Annotated in this window: 18 protein-coding genes; 16 read left to right on the top strand and 2 right to left on the bottom strand. The window is 64.8% G+C overall.

The window, feature by feature from the left end; genetic code table 11:
- Nucleotides 1-8 precede the first annotated feature (8 nt).
- Genes IB269_RS24240 through IB269_RS24180 form a run of 13 tightly spaced genes read left to right on the top strand, consistent with a single transcriptional unit; the run spans nt 9 to nt 13,620 of the window.
- Complete coding sequence (locus IB269_RS24240; RefSeq protein ID WP_192368535.1) at nt 9-1,088, top strand: NAD/NADP-dependent octopine/nopaline dehydrogenase family protein; 1,080 nt, start codon at nt 9-11, stop codon at nt 1,086-1,088.
- Nucleotides 1,085-2,116, top strand: coding sequence for a 3-hydroxybutyryl-CoA dehydrogenase (locus IB269_RS24235; protein ID WP_225614284.1), 1,032 nt, complete (start codon nt 1,085-1,087; stop codon nt 2,114-2,116). The genes IB269_RS24240 and IB269_RS24235 overlap by 4 nt, the downstream gene beginning before the upstream one ends.
- Nucleotides 2,113-3,156: a Bug family tripartite tricarboxylate transporter substrate binding protein gene (locus IB269_RS24230; protein WP_192368534.1), complete on the top strand. Its 1,044-nt coding sequence runs from the start codon at nt 2,113-2,115 to the stop codon at nt 3,154-3,156. Before IB269_RS24235 ends, IB269_RS24230 begins: the two co-directional genes overlap by 4 nt.
- Before the next feature lie 11 nt (nt 3,157-3,167).
- A complete protein-coding gene (locus IB269_RS24225) occupies nt 3,168-4,169 on the top strand; it encodes a PDR/VanB family oxidoreductase (RefSeq protein ID WP_192368533.1) in 1,002 nt (333 codons plus the stop codon).
- Nucleotides 4,170-4,200: 31 nt separating this feature from the next.
- Nucleotides 4,201-5,169, top strand: coding sequence for a Bug family tripartite tricarboxylate transporter substrate binding protein (locus tag IB269_RS24220; RefSeq protein ID WP_192368532.1), 969 nt, complete (start codon nt 4,201-4,203; stop codon nt 5,167-5,169).
- 4 nt (nt 5,170-5,173) lie between these two features.
- Nucleotides 5,174-6,529 carry an aromatic ring-hydroxylating dioxygenase subunit alpha gene (locus IB269_RS24215; RefSeq protein ID WP_192368531.1) on the top strand — a complete coding sequence of 452 codons (1,356 nt, stop codon included), beginning with the start codon at nt 5,174-5,176 and terminating at the stop codon, nt 6,527-6,529.
- A complete protein-coding gene (locus IB269_RS24210; protein WP_192368530.1) occupies nt 6,526-7,017 on the top strand; it encodes an aromatic-ring-hydroxylating dioxygenase subunit beta in 492 nt (163 codons plus the stop codon). The genes IB269_RS24215 and IB269_RS24210 overlap by 4 nt, the downstream gene beginning before the upstream one ends.
- 8 nt (nt 7,018-7,025) lie before the next feature.
- Entirely contained in the window at nt 7,026-8,648 is a 1,623-nt protein-coding gene (locus tag IB269_RS24205) for an ATP-dependent acyl-CoA ligase (RefSeq protein WP_192368529.1), read from the top strand.
- An 18-nt stretch (nt 8,649-8,666) separates the two neighbouring features.
- Nucleotides 8,667-9,656: a Bug family tripartite tricarboxylate transporter substrate binding protein gene (locus IB269_RS24200; protein ID WP_192368528.1), complete on the top strand. Its 990-nt coding sequence runs from the start codon at nt 8,667-8,669 to the stop codon at nt 9,654-9,656.
- 2 nt (nt 9,657-9,658) lie between these two features.
- A complete protein-coding gene (locus IB269_RS24195) occupies nt 9,659-10,837 on the top strand; it encodes a thiolase family protein (protein WP_192368527.1) in 1,179 nt (392 codons plus the stop codon).
- Nucleotides 10,834-12,087: an SDR family NAD(P)-dependent oxidoreductase gene (locus IB269_RS24190; protein ID WP_192368526.1), complete on the top strand. Its 1,254-nt coding sequence runs from the start codon at nt 10,834-10,836 to the stop codon at nt 12,085-12,087. The genes IB269_RS24195 and IB269_RS24190 overlap by 4 nt, the downstream gene beginning before the upstream one ends.
- A 1-nt stretch (nt 12,088) precedes the next feature.
- Nucleotides 12,089-12,895, top strand: a complete 807-nt coding sequence (locus IB269_RS24185; protein WP_192368525.1) for a cyclase family protein — start codon at nt 12,089-12,091, stop codon at nt 12,893-12,895.
- On the top strand, nt 12,892-13,620 hold the full coding sequence (locus IB269_RS24180; RefSeq protein ID WP_192368524.1) for an SDR family oxidoreductase: 729 nt from the start codon (nt 12,892-12,894) through the stop codon (nt 13,618-13,620). Before IB269_RS24185 ends, IB269_RS24180 begins: the two co-directional genes overlap by 4 nt.
- 16 nt (nt 13,621-13,636) lie before the next feature.
- On the opposite strand, the gene IB269_RS24175 is transcribed toward IB269_RS24180, so the two are convergent.
- Nucleotides 13,637-14,104, bottom strand: a complete 468-nt coding sequence (locus IB269_RS24175; RefSeq protein WP_192368523.1) for a MarR family winged helix-turn-helix transcriptional regulator — start codon at nt 14,102-14,104, stop codon at nt 13,637-13,639.
- 487 nt (nt 14,105-14,591) lie between these two features.
- Here IB269_RS24175 and IB269_RS24170 point away from each other — a divergent pair, with 487 nt between their 5' ends.
- The 3 genes from IB269_RS24170 to IB269_RS24160 are packed head-to-tail and all read left to right on the top strand — an operon-like array spanning nt 14,592 to nt 19,678.
- On the top strand, nt 14,592-15,512 hold the full coding sequence (locus IB269_RS24170) for a DUF4007 family protein (protein ID WP_192368522.1): 921 nt from the start codon (nt 14,592-14,594) through the stop codon (nt 15,510-15,512).
- A complete protein-coding gene (locus IB269_RS24165) occupies nt 15,505-18,843 on the top strand; it encodes an ATP-binding protein (protein ID WP_192368521.1) in 3,339 nt (1,112 codons plus the stop codon). Before IB269_RS24170 ends, IB269_RS24165 begins: the two co-directional genes overlap by 8 nt.
- Nucleotides 18,836-19,678, top strand: a complete 843-nt coding sequence (locus IB269_RS24160) for a phosphoadenosine phosphosulfate reductase family protein (protein ID WP_192368520.1) — start codon at nt 18,836-18,838, stop codon at nt 19,676-19,678. The genes IB269_RS24165 and IB269_RS24160 overlap by 8 nt, the downstream gene beginning before the upstream one ends.
- A 57-nt stretch (nt 19,679-19,735) precedes the next feature.
- Here the strand turns inward: IB269_RS24160 and IB269_RS24155 are convergent, their stop codons facing one another.
- Nucleotides 19,736-21,565, bottom strand: a complete 1,830-nt coding sequence (locus tag IB269_RS24155) for a DUF262 domain-containing protein (protein ID WP_192368519.1) — start codon at nt 21,563-21,565, stop codon at nt 19,736-19,738.
- Between the last annotated feature and the right edge of the window lie 4 nt (nt 21,566-21,569).

The following is a 21,569-nucleotide window of genomic DNA, read 5'->3' as shown; positions in this document are numbered from 1 at the left end:
GGAACGTCATGAAAATCACCATCCTGGGCGGCGGCCACGGCTGCTATGCGGCAGCGGCCGATTTGTCCGAAGCGGGCCATGAAGTCCGGCTGTGGCGGCGCGATGCGGCGGCGCTCGCACCGCTTGCGGTGGCGGGCTCCATCATCCTCAAGGATGCCAATGGCAGCCGAGAAGTGCCGCTTGCCATGGCGACGCCCGACATCGGTCAGGCCTTGAGGGGAACACAGCTGGTCGTGATCCCCAGCCCGGCGATCGCCCAGGCCGACATCGCCACCGCGATGGCTCCGCATCTGGCCGATGGGCAGGTCGTCTTCCTGCCGCCAGGCACCTTCGGCAGCTATGTGATGGCACGGCTGGTGCGTGCTGCCGGCAGCCGGGCCGACGTCGCCTGGGCCGAAACCGGAACGCTGCCCTATCTGGCGCGCAAGCATGGGGAGCGCGAAGTCAACGTCACGGTGCGTGCACTGCGCCTGCCCACCGGCGTGTACCCGGCACGCAAGGCAACCGAAGCCATCGCCGTGATCCGCGCCGCCTATCCGAGCGTGCATGCCTGTGGCGATGCGCTTTCGGGTGCAATGATGAATGCAGGTCCGGTCATCCATCCGCCATTGATGGTGATGAACGCCGCGCCGCTGCAGCACTTCGAGCGCTGGGACATCCACAACGAAGGCACGCAGGCGGCAGTGCGCGCCGTGACCGACCATCTCGACCGCGAACGCATGGCTGTGCGCGAGGCGCTGGGCTACGGCGCGCCCCACTATCCGCTGGCCGACCACTACGACAACGACCAATGGATGTATGGCGACGCGCACAAGCAGCTCGTCAAGTCCGGTGACTGGCGAGAGCACATCGACCTGCACCGGCATCGCTACATCACCGAAGACACCGAGCTGGGCTTGGCCTTTCTTGCCTCGGCCGCGCGCTGGGCGCAGGTGGATGCGCCTGTTGCGCACGGCCTGCTCGCCATCGTGGGTGGCTTTCTCGGGCGCGACCTGCGCCACGGCCCGCGCACCTTCGAGGCTCTGGGTCTTGCCGGTCTTGACCGCGCCGCATTGCAGCAGCGCCTGCACGACGGGGAGCGGCCATGACAGCGCATCTGACCGAGCCCATGCCGGCACCTGTCGCAGCCGTGGGCGCCGGCCGCATGGGACGCGGCATCGCCATCGCCTTCGCCTATGCGGGCCACCGCGTCGCGCTGATCGACCTCAAGCCGCGTGCAGCGCAGGCCGCCGAGCGCCTGCGCGACGAGGCTTTCCAGGAAATCCGCGCCAGCCTGCAGGCGCTGACCCGGCTGGGCGCGCTGCAGGCCGCGCAGGCCCAGGCCATCGAAGCGCGGATCGAATTTTTCGCGGCAGATGCCGCGAGCAGGGCTTTGGCGGGCGCGGGCCTGGTGCTCGAAGGTGTCCCGGAAACGCTGGAGGCCAAACGTGAGGCCTTTGAACAGCTCAACCGCCATTGCCATGAAGAAGCCATCCTGGCCTCCACAACAAGCAGCATTCTCGTCACGCAGATCGCCGGCTTCGTGCACCGGCCTGAACGGTTTCTGAACATGCACTGGCTCAACCCGGCCTACCTGATCCCGGTGGTCGAGCTGAGCGCGCACGCAGGCACCGACCCGGAAGTCGTGCGCCGCGCGACGGCGATGCTCGAATCGATAGGCAAGGTGCCGGTGCTGTGCGCGCAGGCGCCGGGCTATATCGTGCCGAGGCTGCAGGCACTGGTGATGAACGAGGCGGCCCGCATGATCGAGGAGGGCATCGCCACCGCCGAGGAAATCGACAAGGCCACGCGCCACGGGCTGGGCCTGCGCTTCGCGGCGATGGGCGTCGTGGAGTTCATCGACTTCGGCGGCTGCGACATCCTGCACCACGCGAGCCGCGAGATGTCTGCCTCGATCGATGCACAGCGCTATGCGGCCCCCGCCATCCTTGGCCGCATGGTCGAGCAGGGCCTGCTGGGCCTGAAGTCAGGCAGCGGCTTCTATGACTACGCGGGACAGGACCTTGCCGCCTGCCGCGAGGACGTGCTGGCGCGCACGCTCGCCCAGCTGCGCAACGCCGGCCTCTGGCGGCCGGCGGCCGACCTGACCCTTGCCTCACCGGGAGCCCTTCCATGAGTCATGCCCGCACCACCTCATTTCACGAGTCATCCCGCGAGAAATGCCTGCCAGCCCCACGGAGGCGCCGCCGCCTGCTGCTGCGCGACTGCCGGCAGGCCCTGGCCGTGCTGCTGTGCGCAGTCGGCGCAGTGACCGCCGCGCACGCCTGGCCGACGAAGCCGCTGCGCCTGGTCGTATCGTTCTCGCCTGGTGGCCTGGCCGATGTGATGGTGCGGTTGCTGCAACCGCAACTGGCCGAAGCCCTGGGCCAGCCTGTGCTGATCGACAACCGCAGCGGCGCCTCGGGCAACCTGGCTGCGGACCTGGTGGTCAAAGGCGGTGACGGGCACAGCTTTCTTGTCACCACCTCCACCGTCGAGTCGGTCAATCCCTACATGTTCTCCAGCATGTCGTTCGATCCGGGCAAGGATCTGGTGCATGTGGCGCTGCTTGCCAACAGCCGTCTGTTTCTCGTCACGCGGCCCGACCTGCCGCCGCGCGATCTGAAGGCTTTCGTCCAACACGCACGCGCCCATCCCGGCAAGCTCAGCTACGGTTCTCCGGGCACAGGCAGCACGCCGCACCTGGCCGCAGAAATCTTCAAGCAGGCTGCCGGCATCGTCGCCACCCACGCCCCTTACCGTGGAGCGCAGCCGGTGCTGCAGGACCTGTTGTCGGGCCAGATCGACTATGCCTTCGTGCCCGGCACGGCGCTGACCTGGGTGCGCGGCGGCAAGCTCAGGCTGCTGGCGGTCGTGGGGCCGGCGCGCGTGCCCGAGGCACCCGACACACCGACTTTTGCCGAACAAGGCCTGGGCGACGTGGCCGTCGACACGCTGTTCGGCGTCTACGGCCCTGCCGGCACGCCGCCCCAGGTGGTGGACCGGCTCAACGGCGAGATCAACAAGCTGCTCGCGCAGCCGTCCATCAAGCTGCGGTTCGCCGAGCTGGGCGCCGAGCCCCTGCCGGCCAGCCCGGCCGCGTTCAAGTCCGCCGTACAGGCCGAGGCCCTGCGATTTGCCGCCGTGGTGAAGGCCGCAAACATCAAGGCGGACTGATGGAGTACCCCATGGCCCAGCCGACCGACTCCACCTCCCCTGCCCCCACGCTCACGCTGCGCGTCGCGCAGGCCGTGCCGCTCAACCCGCTGATCCGCATGCTGGTGCTGCGCGCGGCCGATGGCGTGCCGCTGCCCGGGTTCGAGGCCGGATCGCACCTGCGCGTGCGGGTGGGCCCGGGCAGTGGCATGCAAGATTGGCGCGAGTACTCGCTGATCGAGCTGGACCACGGCGCCGACGCCGCACCGGCCCAATACCGCATCGCCGTGCGGCTGGACGCCGAAGGCCGCGGTGGCTCGCGCTTCATGCACGCCTTGCAGGAGGGCGAGGAGATCACCATCGAGCCGCCGCGCAATGATTTCCCCCTGTCTGAGCACATGGGCTGCGCGGTGCTGGTCGCGGGCGGCATCGGCGTCACGCCGCTGGCCAGCATGGCGGCGCGCTGCCGCGCCCAGGGCAGGCCTGTGCGCATGGTCTACGCCGGCCGCAGCCATGCGCTGATGGCTCTGCTGCCCGAGCTGCGGGCCCTGCTGGGCGATGCGCTGCATGTGCATGCCGACGACGAGCGGGGCGCGCCGCTGGACGTGGGCGCCTTGCTGGACCACTGCGAGGCCGATGACCACCTGTATGTCTGCGGCCCCCAGCCCTTGCTCGATGCCGTGCTGCAGGGTGCGCAGGCCCGTGCGTGGCCCATGGAGCGCGTGCAGTTCGAACTGTTCACGGCCGCGCTGCCGCAGGCCGGCGACCACGCCTTCGAGCTGGTGCTGGCGCAAAGCGGCCGGCGCTGCACCGTGGCGGCGGACCAGAGCATCCTCGATTGCCTGGTCGAGCAAGGGTGCGATCCGCTGTTCGACTGCCGGCGCGGCGAATGCGGGGTCTGCGCCGTGCCCGTGCTCGAAGGCGAGATAGACCACCGCGACCATGTGCTCAGCGCCAGCGAAAAGGCCGCGGGCAACGTGATCCAGATCTGCATCTCGCGCGCCAGGGGGCCGCGCCTGGTGCTGGACCTCTGAGGCCCCACCCACCCCATGCGAGGAGACACCGATGATGCTCACAACCTTGAGGCGGCTGGCTTTGCTGGCCCTGCTTCCGCTGGCCGCACTGACTGCACTGGCCAATGACGGCAAGCCCGTCGAATGGGTCGTGGGCTACGCGCCCGGCGGCGGCTCCGACGTGGTGGCGCGCATGCTGGCCGATGCCATGGGCAAAAGCATGCAGCAGTCCTTCATCGTGGTGAACAAGCCGGGCGCGGGCGCGAACATCGCCGCCGAATACGTGGCGCGCACGCGCAGCCCGGAGCACATCGTCTCCACGGTGGATTCGGCCGTGCTGGCGGCCAATCCCTTTCTCTACGGCAAGCTGGGCTATAGCGCCGAACGTGACTTCGCGCTGGCCGGCATGATCGCGCGCTTTCCACTGGTGCTGGTGGTGGGGCCTCACGTGCCGGCCAAAAGCCTGCCGGAGTTCCTGGCCTGGGCCCGCAATGCGCCCGAAGGCACCAGCTACGGCAGCCCGGGCCTGGGCAGCCCGCACCACCTGGCGATGGAGCTGTTGCGCAGCCGGTCGGGATTGCAACTGACCCATGTGCCCTACCGCGGCGCCGCGCCCGCCCTGGCCGATGTGGCCGGTGGCCAGCTGCCCTTCATGTTCGTCGATACCTCCAGCGGCGGCCCCTTCATCAGCACGGGCAAGGTACGCGCCATCGGCGTCGCCAGCCCGCAGCGCATGCAGTCCATGCCCGATCTGGTGACCCTGGCCGAGCAGGGCCTGCCCGGCTTCGAGGCCTATGCCTGGCAGGCCCTGGTGGTGCCGGCCGCCACACGGCCCACCACCGTGCAGGCCCTGAACAAGGCGCTGAACCTGGCGCTGAATTCCGCCGACGTGAAGGCCCGCATGCAGACGCTGGGCATCGAGCCACTGCCCACCACGCCCGCCGAGGCCACGCACTACGCCGCCCAGGAACGCGAGCGCTGGGGCCGCGTGATCCGCAACGCCCACATCCGCCTGGACTGACGCCATGGACCGCAACCCCCGCTACCACGACAAGCCCGAGGCAGTGGCCGCCCTCGTGCGTGATACCGAAGTGCACAAGGACTGCTACACCAGCGAAGAAGTCTTCGCCCTGGAGATGGAGCAGCTGTTCGCCAGCGCCTGGATCTATGTCGGCCATGGCAGCCAGATTCCTAAGCCCGGCGACTTCTATGCCACCACCGTGGGCGACCAACCCGTGGTCATGGTGCGCCACACCGATGCCAGCATCAAGGTGCTCTACAACCGCTGCGCGCACAAGGGCGTGCAGATCGCCCCCGAGGGCTGCGGCCACACGGGCAAGTTCTTCCGCTGCCCCTACCACGCCTGGACCTACCGCACCGATGGCCGGCTGCTGTCCATTCCCCTGAAGAAGGGATACGACAACACGGGCTTCGAGGCCTGCGAGGCCAGCCAGGGCATGGTGGCCGTGGGCGCCGTCGAGGTGTACCGAGACTTCGTCTTCTGCCGTCTCCGGCCGCAGGGCATAGGTTTTGCAGAATTCTTCGGCCCCTCGCTGTCCACGTTGGACAACATGGTCGAGCGCTCGCCCGAGGGGCGCCTTGAGGTGGCCGGTGGCGTCATGCGCTACCTGCACCGCTGCAACTGGAAGATGCTGGTGGACAACCAGACCGACACCTGCCATCCCATGGTGGCGCACGAGTCGTCGGCCGGCACGGCGGTCAAGGTCTGGCAGCAGGCCCCCGAGGGCACGCCCCGGCCCATGGCGGTGGAGCTGTTCGCGCCCTTCGTGAGCCCCTACGAGTTCTTCGAGAACATGGGCATTCGCGTATGGCCCAACGGCCATGGCCACACGGGTGTCAGCGACTCCATCCATGCGGCATATTCGCCCGCGCCCGGCTACTGGGAAAGCATGGTCGCGGCCTACGGCGAAGAGCGTGCGCGCGGCATTCTGGGCGAGGTGCGGCACAACACCGTCTACTTTCCCAACCTCATGGTCAAGGGGCCGATACAGACGCTGCGCCTGTTCAAGCCGCTGGCGGCCGACAGGACGCTGGTGGAGAGCTGGACCTTCCGCCTGGCAGGGGCGCCCGACCTGCTGCTGGAGCGCACGCTCATGTACAACCGGCTCGTCAACGCACCCACCTCGGTGGTGGGCCACGATGACCTGGAGATGTACGAGCGTGCCCAGCAGGGCCTGGCATCTCGCGGCTCGCAATGGGTGAACGTGGGCCGCCTGTTCGACCCCGCCGAAAAGGACCAGGGCGAAGCCGTGACCAACGGCACCAGCGAATGGCAGATGCGCAGCCAGATGCGTGCCTGGGTGCGCTTCATGACGGACGGCATGCACGACGCCATGCACGCGCAGGAGGCCCGGCCATGAACCCCGCTCAACCCACCGATCAGCAGCTCATCGACTTCGTGCTCGACGAAGCCGCCTTGCTCGACGCATTGCGCTACGACGACTGGCTGGCCCTGTTCACCGACGACGGCCACTACTGGATGCCGCTGGCCCCTGGCCAGACCGATGCCCGCCTGCATGCCTCGCTGCTGTACGAAGACCGGCTGCTGCTGCAGGTGCGCATAGAGCGCCTGCACGGGGCGCGCACCTTCTCGCAACAGCCCGGCAGCCGTTGCCACCACCTGCTGCAGACGCCACGCGTGACGGCGCGCGACGACGCGACCGGCATCTACCACTGCCGCACGGCCTTCCACTACATCGAGACGCGGCAGGACGAGCAGACGCTGTATGCGGGCTGGGCCAGCCACGAACTGGTGCGACAAGGCGATGGCGCGCTGCGCATGCGGCTCAAGCGCGTGGATCTGGTCAACTGCGATGCCGCGTTCGGCAACATGCAACTGTTCATGTGAGGCTTGCGATGCCCTGTGCCAACCCTTGGATCGACAGCTTCGCGCCCGCTGCGCGCACCCTGCCGGCGATGCTGGAGCAGCAAGGCCGACGCTTTGCCGACCGCACCTTGCTCGTGGCCGGCGACATCCCCTGGAGCTACGCCGATGCACTGCGCACCGCCCGTGCCATGGGCGCGGTGCTGAGGGGCGCCGGTATAGGCCCCGGTGACCGCGTGGCCCTGATGTGCGGCAACCGTCCCGAGTTTTTGCAGGCGCTGCTGGGCTGCGCCTGGATAGGCGCCATCACCGTGCCCATCAACACCGCTGCGCGTGGCCCCTCGCTGCGGCACATGCTGGCCAACAGCGGCGCGCGGCTGTTCGTGGCTGAGGCCGAGGGGCTGGCGGCACTGCAAGGGCTGGAGGACCGTGACAGCCTGGCTCTGGAGCGCGTGTGGTGCATCGATGCGCCGCCGCCGCCTGGTGCCGTGCCAGACACCGGCCCTTTTCCGGCACCGGATGAGGTGCCGGCCGACGCCATCGCAGACCCTGCACCCGTGCAGCCTGGCGACACGCTGGCCATCCTCTACACCTCGGGTACGACCGGCCTGTCCAAGGGCGTGTGCTGCCCGCATGCGCAGTTCTACTGGTGGGGTCGCCATACCGCGCAACTGTTGGAGCTGTCGGGCTCGGGGGAGGGCGAGGTACTGCTGACCACGCTGCCGCTGTTCCATACCAATGCCCTGAATGCCTTCTTCCAGGCCTTGCTGACGGGATCCACGCTGGTGGTGGAAAAGCGCTTCTCGGCGTCGGGCTTCTGGGCTGCGCTGGCGCAGCACCGGGCCACGGTGACCTATGTGCTGGGCGCCATGGTACCCATCCTGTTGTCCCGGCCGGTGTCGCCGCTGGACCGCGCGCACCGGGTGCGCATGGCGCTGGCACCCGGCGTGCCGCCGCGCTTTCATGCGCAGTTCGGCGAGCGCTTCGGCATGCGGCTGCTGGACGGCTACGGCTCCACCGAGACCAATTTCGTGATCGGCCTGGGTGCCGAGCAGCGCCCCGGCAGCATGGGCCGCGTGGTGCCGGGCTTCACCGCGCGCGTGGCCGACGCGCATGACGGGGAGGTGCCGCCCGGCACGCCCGGCGAGTTGCTGCTGCGCGCCGACGAGCCCTTTGCCTTCGCCACCGGCTACTTCGGCATGCCCGAGCAGACCGTGCAGGCCTGGCGCAACCTGTGGTTCCACACCGGCGATCGCGTGGTGCGCGATGCTGACGGCTTCTTCATCTTCCTCGACCGGCTCAAGGATGCGATCCGCAGGCGTGGCGAAAACATCTCCTCCTATGAGGTCGAGCAGGTGCTGCTGAGCCACCCGGACGTGGCCGTGGCGGCGGTGTTCCCTGTGCGCAGCGAGCTGGCCGAGGACGAGGTCATGGCCGCCATCGTGCCGCGCGAGGGCGTTGCGCCGGACCCTGTGCAACTGCTGCGCTTTTGCGAACCGCGCATGGCGTACTTCGCCGTGCCTCGCTACCTGGAATTCATGGCCGCTCTGCCCTCGACCGAGAACGGCAAGGTGCAGAAATTCAAGCTGCGCGAGCGCGGCATCACCGCGCAAACCTGGGACCGCGAGGCGGCCGGCTTCCAACTCAAGCGCTGACCCCTGGGAGAAACCACCATGCAAACCTTGCGACGCCTGGCGCGATCTTTGGCCGCGCTGCTGTGCACCGCTTGCCTGGCACTGGGTGCGGCCGCAGGCACGGGGACGCAAGATGCCTACCCCAGCAAGCCCATCCGCATCATCGTGCCCTTTCCGCCGGGAGGCGGCAGCGACCTCGTGGCCCGCACGGTGGCGGCTCGCCTGGGCGAGCGCTGGAAGCAGCCCGTTCTGGTGGACAACCGGCCCGGGGGCAACACCCTCATCGCGGCCGAGGCGGCAGCCCGGGCGGCGCCGGACGGGCATACGCTGTTCGTGGCCATAGACGCCACGCTGGCCATGAACCAGAGCCTGTATCGCAAGCTGCCCTATGACCCGGTCAAGAGCTTCGTGCCGGTCACGCTGGCCATCACCATGCCCATGGTGCTCGCGGCCCACCCGTCGGTGGGCGCGCGCAGCATGGCCGAGCTGCTGGCGGCGGCGCGTGCCCAGCCCGGCCGGCTGGCCTATGCGCATGGCGCCCTGCCGGCCCAGGTGGCCGGCGAGGTGTTCAAGCGCGCAGCTGTCGTGGACCTGCTGGCCGTTCCCTACAAGGGAGGTGCCCCGGCCATGACGGACACGGTGGCGGGCCAGGTTCCACTGATCTTCGATGCGCTGGGGCCGGCCATGCCCTACCTTCAGGGCGGCAAGGTGCGCGCGCTGGCGGTGACCAGTGCCGCGCGCAGCCCGCTGCTGCCCGAGGTGCCGACCCTGGCCGAATCGGGCCTGCCCGGCGTGGACCTGCAGACCTGGATCGGCTTCGTGGTGCCGGCCGGCACGCCGCTGCCCATCATCGACCGGCTGCACCGGGAGCTGACAGCCATCTTGCAAATGCCGGGCACGCGCGAGCTGCTGACCGGCATGGGCATGACGGTGGTGGCCGGCACGCCCGCGCAGTTTGCGCAGACCATCGCGGAGGACGCCCTCAAGTTCGGCCGCATCATCGAGGCGGCCGGTATCCGGCTGGACTGAGCATGGCCGCCTACCTGCAACGCAAAGGCTATGAGGGCGTGGCGCTGGCCGTGCCCGTCACCGTGCCCTACGAGCGCTACAGCCTCCATGGTGCGCACCGCTTCCTGGGCCAGGCCATGCGCGGCCTGCTGGCCGGCAGCGGGCTGGCCAAGGCGCAGATCGACGGCCTGACGGTCAGCAGCTTTTCGCTGGCGCCCGACACCGCCGTGGGCGTGACCCAGCACCTGGGCCTGTCGCCACGCTGGCTGGACCACATTCCTACAGGCGGCGCCTCGGGCGTGATGGCGCTGCGCCGCGCCGCGCGGGCCGTGCAGTGCGGCGATGCCCAGGTCGTGGCCTGCGTGGCGGCCGACACCAACCATGTGGACTCGTTCCGCCAGACGCTGGGTGCGTTCAGCGATTTCGCGCGCGATGCCAGCTATCCCTATGGCGCTGGTGGGCCGAACTCCATGTTCGCCTTCATCACCGCGCACTACATGCGCACCCACGGCGCGCGGCGCGAGGATTTCGGGCGCATCGCCGTGGCCCAGCGCACCAACGCGCTGCGCAATCCAAAAGCCTTGTTCCGCAAGCCCCTGACGCTCGATGACTACATGGCGGCACGGCCCATTGCCGAGCCCATCCATTTGTTCGATTGCGTCATGCCCTGCGCGGGGGCGGAGGCCTTTCTCGTGATGGCGCCCGAGCGCGCGCGTGACCTGGGCCTGCCCCATGTGCTGCTGCACGGCGCCATCGAACGCCACAACGCCTATGCAGACGACCCGGTGATGCTGCGCGGCGGCTGGGCAGTGGACCGCGACGATCTCTACGCCCAGGCGGGCATCCAGCCCCGGGACATCGACCTGCTGCAGACCTATGACGACTACCCGGTGATCGCCATGATGCAGATGGAGGATCTGGGTTTTTGCGGCAAGGGCGAAGGGCCGGACTTCGTGCGTACCCATGACTTGACCCATGCCGGAGATTTTCCGCACAACACCGGTGGCGGTCAGCTGTCCTGCGGCCAGGCGGGTGCGGCCGGCGGCTTTCTGGGCCTGACGGAGGCGCTGCGCCAGCTCACCGGACAGGCCGGGGAACGCGCCGTGCCCGGTGCGTGCACTGCGCTCGTGGGCGGCTTTGGCATGGTGACCTACGACCGCTGCCTGTGCACGGGCGCCGTGATCCTCGGGAGCAGCGAATGACAACGCCATTCACGAAGCCCGCGCGCAAGAACCCTGTGCTGCGCACCCCGCAGATCAATCTGCCGCCGTCCGCGCGCGGCCGCGTGGCGCTGGGACTGACGGCCGCTGCCGCCGAAGGGCGTTTTGCGCTGCAGGTCTGCGCCGAATGCGGCGCCGTGCAGTACCCGCCGCGCGAGGCCTGCCACCGCTGCCTGTCGCCCGATCTGCCCTGGCAGCCGCAGGACGGCGCAGGAGTGCTGCTGGCCTCCACCACGCTGGCCCACAGCAACGACCTGTATTTCCGCGAGCGCCTGCCCTGGCGCTTGGGCATGGTGAAGCTGGATGCCGGGCCCAGCGTCATGGTCCATCTGCATGGTGAAGTCCGAGCCGAACCCTGCCGTGTGCAGGTGCAGGCCCGGCTGGACCGTGCTGGCCAGGCGGTGCTGATCGGATGTCCCGAGAAAGGAACGGAACACATGGCTGACGACCCCCTGCTGCGCGAAATGGCCAGCGACCCGAAGTACCGCAAGGTCCTGGTGACGGACGGCAAGTCTGCCGTGGGCCAGGCCCTGGTGCATGCCCTGGTGAAAGCCGGTGCCGACCTGGTCTGGGTGGGCCATGCCGAACCCTGGAAGCAACTGCCGGGACTGGCCGAACTGGCGGCCCTGCCTCAGGTCACGCTGGTGCCGCTGGACGTGACCGATGAGCGCTCGGTCAGCACCCTGGCAGGCCGCATCGGCGGCAAGGTCGACATCGTGGTCAACACGGCCGAACTGCACCGGGGCTTTGGCATCGCTGCGCGGCGTGGCACCGACGTGGCCAAGGCCGAGATGGAGGTCAACTACTTCGGCCTGCTGCGGCTGGCGCAGTGCTTCGGCCCGGCGCTCAGGGGCCGCTCGGCCGATGGTGCCGTGCATGCGACGGCATGGGTCAATCTGCTGTCGGTCTATGCGCTGGCCAATTTCCCCGCGCACGGCACCTTCTCGGCGTCCCAGGCTGCTGCCCTGTCGCTGGCACAGTGCCTGCGCGCCGAAATGCAGCCCGCGGGCATCCGCGTGGTCAATGTGTTCCCCGGGCCTATCGACGATGAATGGAACCAGAACCTGCCACCACCCAAGCTGGCGCCAGCCGCACTGGCCTCGGCCATCGTGCGCGCGCTGCAGAGTGGCGTGGAGGACCTCTATCCCGGCGACGTGGCCCAGGAGTGGCACCAGCGCTGGCGCCACGACCCCAAGGTACTGGAACGCGAACTTGCCGCAGGAGGACACTGACATGACCACTTCCCCCGATCTGCTGGCCGGCCTGGCGCTGGCCCTGGCCACCGGACGCATCCGCATCGTCGACCTGACCCAGACGCTGAGCCCTGATTTCCCTACCATTGCCCTGCCCCCTGACGTGGGCCAGTGCCAGCCCTTTCGCATCGAGCAGATATCGGCCTATGACGAGCGCGGGCCGGGCTGGTACTGGAACAACTTTTCCTGTGGCGAGCACACGGGCACGCATTTCGATGCGCCCATCCACTGGATCTCGGGCCGCGACCTGCCCAACAACGCCGTGGACAGCATTCCCGCGCAGCATTTCATCGCCCCGGCCTGCGTGATCGATTGCAGCGCGCAGGTCGCAACCGATCCCGACTATCTGATGGGCGTGGAAGACATCGAGCGTTTCGAGGCTGCGCATGGCCGCATTCCGGCCGGCAGCTGGGTGCTGATGCGCACCGACTGGTCCAGGCGTTGGTCGCAGGCGCGCGATGCCCAGGCCTTCCAGAATTTCGACGCCACCGGGCAGCACACGCCAGGGCCGGACACGGAGGCGGTGCGCCTGCTGGTCGAGCAGCGTGACGTGCTGGGCTTTGGCTCCGAGGCCATAGGCACGGACGCGGGGCAGGGCTATCACCTGCGCCCGCCCTATCCCTGCCATTCGCTGATGCACGGTGCGGGCAAGTACGGCCTGCAATGCCTGACCCGCCTGGACCAATTGCCGCCTACAGGCGCGCTGGTGGTGGCTGCGCCACTGAAGATAGAAAACGGCAGCGGCAGCCCGCTGCGGGTACTGGCGCTGGTGGAGGTCAGGGCATGAAGACGAACAAGGTGGCGGCGGTGACGGGCGGCAGTGCGGGCATCGGCAAGGTGGTCTGCGAGCAACTGCTGGACCAGGGCTACGAGGTGGTATCGCTGGCGCGGCGGCGTGCCGGAATCGACCATCCACGGCTGCACAGCATCGAGGTCGACCTGGCTGACCGTGCCGCCACGGCCCAGGCCGTGCAGTCCATGGTGCAGCAGCATGAGGTCACCACCATCGTGCACAACGCTGGCGTGATCCGCGCTGCGCTGCTGCCGCAGGTGAAACTCGCGGATCTGGATGCCCTGGTCGACCTGCATCTGGGCTGTGCGGTTCAGATGCTGCAGGCCGCGCTGCCTGCCATGCGCCAGCGGCAGTTCGGCCGCGTGGTGCTGCTGTCCTCGCGGGCGGCGCTGGGTCTGGCCACGCGCACCAGCTACTCGGCCACCAAGGCCGGCATGCTGGGCATGGCGCGCACCTGGGCACTGGAGCTGGCGCCTGAGGGCATTACGGTCAACGTGGTCGCGCCGGGGCCGATCCGCACCGACATGTTCTATGACGTGGTGGAGCAGGGCAGCGACAAGGAGCGCCAATTGGCCGCCTCCGTACCCGTGCGCCGGCTTGGCGAGGCCGCCGATGTGGCGCGTGCGGTGGCCTTCTTTGCCGACGAGGCCAGCGGCTTCGTGACCGGCCAGGTGCTGTATGTCTGCGGCGGCACCAGCGTCGGCAGCCTCGCGCTGTAGCTGTCGATACAGCGGTTCAGCCAGGCGGCAGGTGCAGCTCGATGATGCGCCGCAGCGTGACCTTCAGGGCCTCAGCGCGCTTGAGGCCAAAGGGCTGCAGCACGCGCAGCTCGTGCTCCTTGGCCTTGCGGATCAGGTCGGCCAGGGTGGCCTGGCCGGCCGGCGCGATGCGCACCATGGTCAGGCGCCGGTCGCTCTCGTGCGCGAAGCGCTCCACATAGCCCTTGGCCTCCATGCGGTCCAGCAGCCGCGTGACCGTGGGCTGCTTGGTGACCGAGATCTGCGCCAGCCGCCCGGTGCTGATGCCCTGCGAACCGGTCAGCGAGGCCAGGATGCGCCACTCCGTGACCGAAAAGCCCTCGGCCTCGACCACGGCATGGAACTCCGCCGAAATCAGCTTGCTGGCCTGTGCCAGCAGCGCCGGCAGGTAGTCCTCGACAAAGGGCAGCGCTGCGTCGTGCTCGTCCTGCGGGTCCTCATCCATGCCGGTACCTTTGTGAGCCGAGGTGCGGGGTGGCAGACGATGTGAAAAATAGAGGGTTCATCTGGCAGGGGATTTTGCATCTTCTGCGTCATGGCTTCTTGATGGCGGCGGGTACCCCCGGGGGCGAGAAGCGTGTACCACACCGGGAACACCATGCCTGCGTAGCCTTCTTCGGTCAGCATCGCGGCACATCGGGCGTGACGCGTTACGCTGCAGCAGTGGTGACGCCTTCGCGTATGCCTGGGCTGAATCAACTTCGGCGTGCTTGAGCACTCGTTCAGGGTCTGGGGCACACAGTCCATCTTGGGAGCAATGGACTAGATGGTCACCCAAAGTGACGGGTATTGCCCGCGCTGCTCCTGTACGGTCCTCGCTGTGTACTTGCGTGCCCCAGATATGTACAATACTGTTTTTATTTACAGTATTCTGATGTATCGAACTGGTGGGCTTCACCAGTTCGTTCCGAGGGCAAGCTAGAATGACTGCTATGAAAACCACATCGAAAGTCAGCGGAAAGACCATCGCCCACTTTTCTGGGCACGAGACATTCCCTCTGCGTCAAATGTGGCTCAAGAAGGCTTTTGATCAAGCGATCAATGGTGGATTGATCCGAAAATCCGTCTTCACTGATGAGAATGCAATCTCTGAATTCGGCGTCGGTAAAAACATGGTGGCATCAATCCGACATTGGGCCTTGGCATGCGGCCTCATGTATGAGAAGAGTGACGAATTCCGTGTCGGTAGCCTCGCCCGTGAAATTTTTCAAGATGGCGGTCTTGACCCCTATGCAGAGAGTCCTTCGACAGCATGGCTTGCCCACTGGCAGCTAGCGGGCTATTGCCTTCGCTCTACCACTTGGTACTGGCTTTTCAACCATGTGACTACCCCATCGTTCACTCGCCAAGAGCTTGAAGAGCCGCTAGCGAGTTACGCCCGTATGCTCAACCCGAAGCACAGGCTCTCTGCTTCGACAATCTCGCGTGACTTGGAGACGTGCCTTCGCAGCTATGCACCTCGTGCAGCGGGAAGTTCACCCGAAGATTTTGCCGAACCTCTGTTAGGTGAGTTGGGTCTCCTGCAGGAACCCCATAAAGGCCAATACACCTTTCGCCGCGGCCCGAAGACCTCATTACATGATGGCATCTTTGCCTATGCCCTCGTCGACTTCTGGGATCGCGAGGCCGAAGGCCAAAGCTCGCTGGCTTTCGAGACCATTGCCTACGCCGAGGGCTCGCCGGGCCGGGTCTTCAAGCTCGACGAAGAGTCGATCGCACAACGACTTATCACCCTCTCCGACTTCACTGGGCGCAAGCTCGAATGGACCGACTCTGCCGGCCTTAGGCAAGTCCACCGCAAGCAAATGTCCAAGGAAGAAATCAAGAACCTGATCAGGCGCGCTTATGACTGATAAAAAGCAACTGGCGCTGTCCGACATCGTCCAAATTTCGCGCCAGTACCAACGCTCTATTCGCGTCGACGCGGACATCGGCCGCGCTGATGCGCTCTCCGGTTACATCTGCCATGCGACGGCTAACTCCGTCGTTGATGGCATGTGCAGACAGCTTGCCAGCACCAACCAGCGCTGCTTTACCTGGACTGGCCCCTTCGGAGGCGGTAAGAGCTCATTGGCCGTCGCCTTGGCAAGCGCGCTGCATTCTGACAAGAACCTGCGGGTCAAGGCCCGTGAGGCGCTGTGGCTGGATTCCAAGCCTGCCTTCGACAAAGCCTTCCCAGTGAGCAAAGGGTGGTTGCTCGTACCGGCCGTGGGCCGGCGAGGAAGCGTGATCTCCGAGCTCCATGCATCGCTGCGTCGCGCGCAGGGTCGCAACGTCGACAGTCGTAGCAAGCCCACCGCCCAATCGTTGATCGCGGAGCTTCTTGAAGAAGCCAAGAGCCGGCCGCAGGATGGCGCGCTGGTCATCATCGACGAGATGGGCAAGTTTCTGGAAGCCTCTGCCCTGGGCTCCGGAGACGATGTCTACTTTTTCCAAGAGCTGGCCGAAGCCGCCGCGCGCTCCGAGGGGCGCCTAGTGGTCGTGGGCGTGCTGCATCAGTCTTTCGTACAGTATTCCGCCCGTTTAGGTATCGACACCCGCGACGATTGGGCCAAGGTTCAAGGCCGGTATGCCGACCTGCCTTTTGTAGCCGCGAGCGACGAAGTGGTCGAACTCATTGGCCGCGCGATCCACATCAAGGACGGCCCGCCACCTTGGATGCCCGAGGCATCCAAGGACATCGCTGAAGCGATTCGTTCGCGCCGTCCCGCCGTGGGAAAAGACTTCGCCAAGGCTTTGGAGGCATGCTGGCCATTGCATCCGGCCATGGCTGCTCTGCTTGGCCCGATCTCCAAGCGGCAGTTTGGACAGAACGAGCGCAGCACATTCGGCTTCCTGTCGTCTGTGGAGCCGCATGGCTTCCGCTCCTACCTGAATTCGACGCTCAAGAGCGAAGCGAGCTGGTATCGACCGAGCGACTATTGGGACTACCTGCGCTCGAATCTGGAGCCGGCGATCCTAGCCTCCCCTGACGGTCATCGCTGGTCGCAGGCCGTCGAAGCTGTCGAGCGGGCCGAGGCTAAAACGAGTGACGCCTTGCTCGTGTCGATGATCAAAAACATCGCTGTCATCGACCTCTTTCGCAATGGGTCTGGCCTTGCGGCCGATTCAGTGGTGATTGCTTCGCTCTTCTACCCGCGGCCTGCGGCGGAGCTCGACGCCGCCCTTAAAAAGCTCTCGGATCTCAAAGTCGCTCTCTTCAAGAGCTATACCGGTGCTTGGTCGGTATTCGAGGGCAGCGACTTCGACATCGACGCCGCCATCGCTCAAGCCCTGGCCGCTTCTCCCGGCATTGATTACGCCCGACTTGCGCAGCTCATGGGCCTGCATCCCGTGGTAGCCAAACGGCACTACCACGAGACGGGCACCATGCGCTGGATGGAGCTCTCGCTGTGCAGCATTGAGCAAGCCGAGAAGATGGCTGCCGACTACCGGCCCAAGAAGGGCGAATTTGGTGCCTTCATCCTCGCTTTACCAAGCAAAGGCATGAAGGCCAGAGACGCAAGAAAGCGCGCTCAGGCTTGCGCCAAGCTTCGTCCTTGGCCGGTGATGATCGGTATCCCTGAAAACCACGCCCGTATCGCTGAGCTCTCCGCGGAGTTGGTGGCGTTGGAGCAAGTCAAGGACCGGCACGAGCTCTCTGGCGATGCCGTCGCGCGACGCGAGGTTTATGCCCGTTTGGCAGCCACTCGCGCGAACCTGGAAGACCAGTTGCAAGCGGCCGTGTCCCTGGCGAAGTGGCATGACGGATCCGAACAAGTCGTCGAGCCAGGCTCCAAGCTATCGCCTGTGGCCTCTGAACTGGCCGAAGAGCTGTTTGGAGACTCCCCGCCAGTGTGGAGCGAGTTGGTCAATCGCGACAGCGTGTCGAGCAATAGCGTTAAGGCGCGCCGCGACTTGCTGCACGCGATGATCAACTCAGAGGGCCAGGAAGCTTTGGGCTTCGAGGGCTACCCGGCTGAGCGCGGTCTCTACGAGACGCTGCTCAAACGCACAGAGCTGCATCGCCAAGACGTCTCCGGCGCCTGGCGTTGTATGCCACCAGATGATCGATTCGCCACCGGCTTCAAGGCCCTTTGGGACGAGACCTGCGCTCTCTTCTCAAGTGCCGACGCCCGCGTGGGGGCGCACGAAATCTACGCCCTGTGGAGCGCGGCGCCCTTCGGCATGAAGCAAGGGATACAGCCGGTGGTCCTCACGGCTTTCCTGCTCGCCCACAAGGCCAATATCGCCGTCTACAAGGACGGGATGTTCGTGCCTCGGCTTACCGATTTCGATATCGACGAGTGTCTGCAAGACCCCGAGCGCTTCTCGCTGCGTTGGGTGGCGATCGACGAAGACAAGAGCTTAATACTCGAAGGCATATCGCAGCTTCTGGCTGAGATCGGCGAGAACGCCGGCGCGGCCGACCCGCTCGAGGCGGCCCGTGGCTTGGTGGCCATGGTCTTCAACCTGCCCGAGTGGGCTCGCCGCACCTCGCGCCTTGGCAGGACTGCCCGTGAGATGCGCGACATGCTCTTGAAGGCAAGCGATCCACACAAGGTGCTGTTCGTCGACCTCGCATCGCTGCTTGAAGCAGCCGATGGCAAAGCCTACGTAACGGCGCTTCGCGCACCGCTGCAAGAGCTTGCCGGAGCCTACGGCAAGATGCTCTCGGAAGTGGAGGCCAAGATGCTCGCTGCGCTCGACGCCAGCCGAGATGATCTGCAAGGCCTGCGCGAGCGGGCGGATTCTGTCTCCGGCATCTCGGGTGATTTCCAGATGGATGGCTTCGCGACGCGCTTGGCCAACTACGACGGATCGCGCGCAGCACTTGAAGGCATCCTGAGCCTGGCGGCCGAGAGGCCGCCTCGCGACTGGGTGGACCGGCACATCGACACAGCCGTCTTGGAACTTGCGAAATTCGCTCGCCGCTTCCGCGAGTCGGAGGCGTTCGCTGGAGTGCAAGGCCGTATGGCGCACAGCGAAGCCATCGCTGTGGTCATCGGTACTGGCGCGGACACCAAGACGATCTCACACTCTTTCGCGATCTCTGACCGCCATCGCGAGACGGTAGAGACCAAGGCCGACGAGCTCGCTGCGATGCTGGAGGGCCAAGGCCTAGGGACTGAAGTGTTACTGGCGATCTTGGCCAAGGCCGGGATGAAGCTGGCGTCCATCGACAAGGAGGTAGCCAATGGCTGAACGCCACGTTCTAGGAATTTCGGGCGGCAAGGACAGCGCCGCTCTGGCCGTCTACATGGCGGCTAAGCACCCTGAGCTCGACATTGAATATTTCTACACCGACACCGGCGAAGAGCTACCCGAGGTCTACGAGTTCCTTTCCAAGCTCGAGGGCAAGCTGCACAAACCGATCCTGCGCTTGAACCCCAATCGCGACTTCAAGTTTTGGCTGCGTCAGTACAACCATTTCCTGCCCAACCCCAATTCGCGTTGGTGCACTCGGAAGCTGAAGCTCGCGCCTTTCGAAGAGTGGGTCCGGCCCATGCTGGCAGCCGGAGACAAGGTCACTTCCTACGTCGCCATCCGCGCCGATGAGGATTATCGCGAAGGCTACTCGGCAAAGGCCGACAACCTATTTGTGAAATTGCCTTTCCGCGAGGCCGGCATCGACAAGGCGGGCGTAATTGACATCTTGGAGAACTCTGGCGTCGGCTACCCCAAGTATTACGAATGGCGATCACGCAGTGGATGCACATTCTGCTTCTTTCAGCAGAAGATTGAATGGGTGCGGCTGCGCGAAAAGCATCCAGATGCTTACGAGGCTGCTAAAGCCTTGGAGAAAGACGCCTTAGAGCACGGCTCTCCTTTCACATGGTCCAAGGGCGAATCGCTTGTCGATATGGAACAGCCTGAACGCGTGGCCGAGATCGAGGCGGAATATAAGATCCGTCGCGACCGTATGCGCAAGGCCATCCCCATCAATCCGCTGCGGCCGGTGAAGGCCTGCCCGGACGACATCGACGATATATACGGGGTCGATGAAGGCAACGGCTCATGCGCTGTTTGCCACAAGTAGGCCGCCCCTCCATGTCCGCGGGATGCCGCAATCGCACAACAGTTCCTGAAGGATCTGTTAGGGGTGTAGCCAGGAGACATGCAGCACGTTCCAAACGCGGCTAAGAATCTGAGCGGACCGGGTGCCGATTTCAGACTCGCCCCACGCGGCGTTTCCTGCGATTGGGCCGAGGTGCGCCAAGCTTGGACTATTGACATCATTCAGATAGTCCTTTATGGCTTTAGGCACAGTCTTTCCACTGCCAGCATAAGCGACCGGCACGACAGCTTTTCCTGGAGCTGCGAGCCACGCATAGACTTCTCGTTTGTCACTCCAACTTGCGGCTTGCAACGACTTGTTGATCGTGCTGGGCAGGAACGTTAGATTTCCAATCTTGTGAACGCTCGGAGGAGTAGGAGTCAGCCCCACTGCATGGATATGCTCAACGTCGTCAACCGAGGTCCAAGGATCGTTCGGAACGAGATTCGACTTGATTGTTGCACCCATTTCTAAAAAAATGAAGAGCCTACACAGCGTCTTAAGCTCCTCGTAGTTGAGCGTAACTTCAACGGACCACTTGTGCTCCTGCGTTTGACCAGGCGACAGTAAACCAATCTTGTCAGAGAGCCTGCTCTTGAAATACACCGCCAAATCCTGCACCGTCTTCAAAGGCTTTCCGCCAATTACAGACAGGTCGTCAGGCCCTTTCTCTGTCAGTAGCGCCCTGTAGGTTTTAGGTAACGCATTTGTAGGAAAGGCTGCCCGCCATAATGCATAGAAGGCAACGATGATCTTCAGCACCTTCGGAAGCTCGGTAGGTCGCTCAAGGTAGTATCGAAGGAGCAGAGGGATGGCAATGTCATGGGACATTGCTTTCAAAAAGCGAACGCAATTTTTTGCTTCATCATCAAACCAGACGGCCGTAGATGTCTGCTCCAGCCAAATCGTTCTGAAGAAGTCCGCAGCCTCCTCGAACTTTGCGATGAAGAGTGCATCGACGTGCTCGTCGAGATAGTGTTTCAATGGGACGAAATGAATACGAGGTCGTAGTCCGGAATAGGTCTGCGCCATATTGAAGATGAGGTTGTTTGATCGCGTGATCACTTCATCACGCTTGGTCTCCTCGTAGGCCAAAAGAAGCTCGGTCTTTGGGAACTGTGCAGCAAGCTGACGAACTGCCTTGGAGCGATACACCTCGAACGCTGTCAACGGTTCGCTTGTCGAGTTTAAAGGCTCAAACATAGTGAATGCCGTATTCTGGTCGTCAGCAAGGACCTGGACAATCGTGCATTTGATCAAAAAGTGCTCGCAGAAGGTCGCGAAATTGGTAGCATCCAAATTTTCGTTGACCCACTCAACAACGGACTTGTGGGTATCCACGAGTCTTTGTCCAACACCGGCTGGCCACGGAGAATGACCGGCAAACGAGTCCAGCATTTTGGCAAGGTCAGATGCAAACCCAGTGTCATAGTTGTCACCGTCTCTGATGAGGACCGGAACAGTCTTGCCCTTCTTGCCGCGGGACGTCTCATAGAGCATCTCGAGTTCCAGAGAAGGGGCATAAACTAGACCAGCAGTAGCTAGTGTGTCATGGTGAATTTTCAAGGCATGCCCGATAACTCCAAACACAGTCAAACGCTGCTGACCGTCGACCACTTCCCAAAGCGTATTGGGTCCTATTGTTGTTGGCGTGCTGTTGCCAAACGGCTTCACATCTGGAATGTCGCAAAACAACAAGGTGCCTAAAGAAGTCAGCCTCGCTCCTTGTTGGGCGTCCTCCAAAACGGCATCGAGTAGCTCAATCGCCTTACGTGGCTCCCATGCAAATGGCCTCTGGTAGAGGGGGATCACATAGGCTTTGTTCAATGTGTCGTACAGCTTCATCAACTGGAGTGCATCAGCTTGCATGGTT

It is taken from the genome of Delftia sp. DLF01, from assembly GCF_014852125.1.
GTDB lineage: Bacteria > Pseudomonadota > Gammaproteobacteria > Burkholderiales > Burkholderiaceae_C > Comamonas > Comamonas acidovorans.
The sequence above is the reverse complement of the archived record's forward strand: the minus strand, read 5'-3'. Positions and strand labels throughout refer to the sequence as shown.

Coding starts and splice junctions, on each gene's coding strand:
- IB269_RS24185 (WP_192368525.1), top strand. CDS start 12,089: ATGACCACTTCCCCCGATCTGCTGGCCGGCCTGGCGCTGGCCCTGGCC.
- IB269_RS24205 (WP_192368529.1), top strand. CDS start 7,026: ATGCCCTGTGCCAACCCTTGGATCGACAGCTTCGCGCCCGCTGCGCGC.
- IB269_RS24210 (WP_192368530.1), top strand. CDS start 6,526: ATGAACCCCGCTCAACCCACCGATCAGCAGCTCATCGACTTCGTGCTC.
- IB269_RS24215 (WP_192368531.1), top strand. CDS start 5,174: ATGGACCGCAACCCCCGCTACCACGACAAGCCCGAGGCAGTGGCCGCC.
- IB269_RS24230 (WP_192368534.1), top strand. CDS start 2,113: ATGAGTCATGCCCGCACCACCTCATTTCACGAGTCATCCCGCGAGAAA.
- IB269_RS24170 (WP_192368522.1), top strand. CDS start 14,592: ATGAAAACCACATCGAAAGTCAGCGGAAAGACCATCGCCCACTTTTCT.
- IB269_RS24155 (WP_192368519.1), bottom strand. CDS start 21,565: ATGCAAGCTGATGCACTCCAGTTGATGAAGCTGTACGACACATTGAAC.
- IB269_RS24160 (WP_192368520.1), top strand. CDS start 18,836: ATGGCTGAACGCCACGTTCTAGGAATTTCGGGCGGCAAGGACAGCGCC.
- IB269_RS24220 (WP_192368532.1), top strand. CDS start 4,201: ATGATGCTCACAACCTTGAGGCGGCTGGCTTTGCTGGCCCTGCTTCCG.
- IB269_RS24235 (WP_225614284.1), top strand. CDS start 1,085: ATGACAGCGCATCTGACCGAGCCCATGCCGGCACCTGTCGCAGCCGTG.
- IB269_RS24180 (WP_192368524.1), top strand. CDS start 12,892: ATGAAGACGAACAAGGTGGCGGCGGTGACGGGCGGCAGTGCGGGCATC.
- IB269_RS24240 (WP_192368535.1), top strand. CDS start 9: ATGAAAATCACCATCCTGGGCGGCGGCCACGGCTGCTATGCGGCAGCG.
- IB269_RS24175 (WP_192368523.1), bottom strand. CDS start 14,104: ATGGATGAGGACCCGCAGGACGAGCACGACGCAGCGCTGCCCTTTGTC.
- IB269_RS24200 (WP_192368528.1), top strand. CDS start 8,667: ATGCAAACCTTGCGACGCCTGGCGCGATCTTTGGCCGCGCTGCTGTGC.
- IB269_RS24190 (WP_192368526.1), top strand. CDS start 10,834: ATGACAACGCCATTCACGAAGCCCGCGCGCAAGAACCCTGTGCTGCGC.
- IB269_RS24225 (WP_192368533.1), top strand. CDS start 3,168: ATGGCCCAGCCGACCGACTCCACCTCCCCTGCCCCCACGCTCACGCTG.
- IB269_RS24195 (WP_192368527.1), top strand. CDS start 9,659: ATGGCCGCCTACCTGCAACGCAAAGGCTATGAGGGCGTGGCGCTGGCC.
- IB269_RS24165 (WP_192368521.1), top strand. CDS start 15,505: ATGACTGATAAAAAGCAACTGGCGCTGTCCGACATCGTCCAAATTTCG.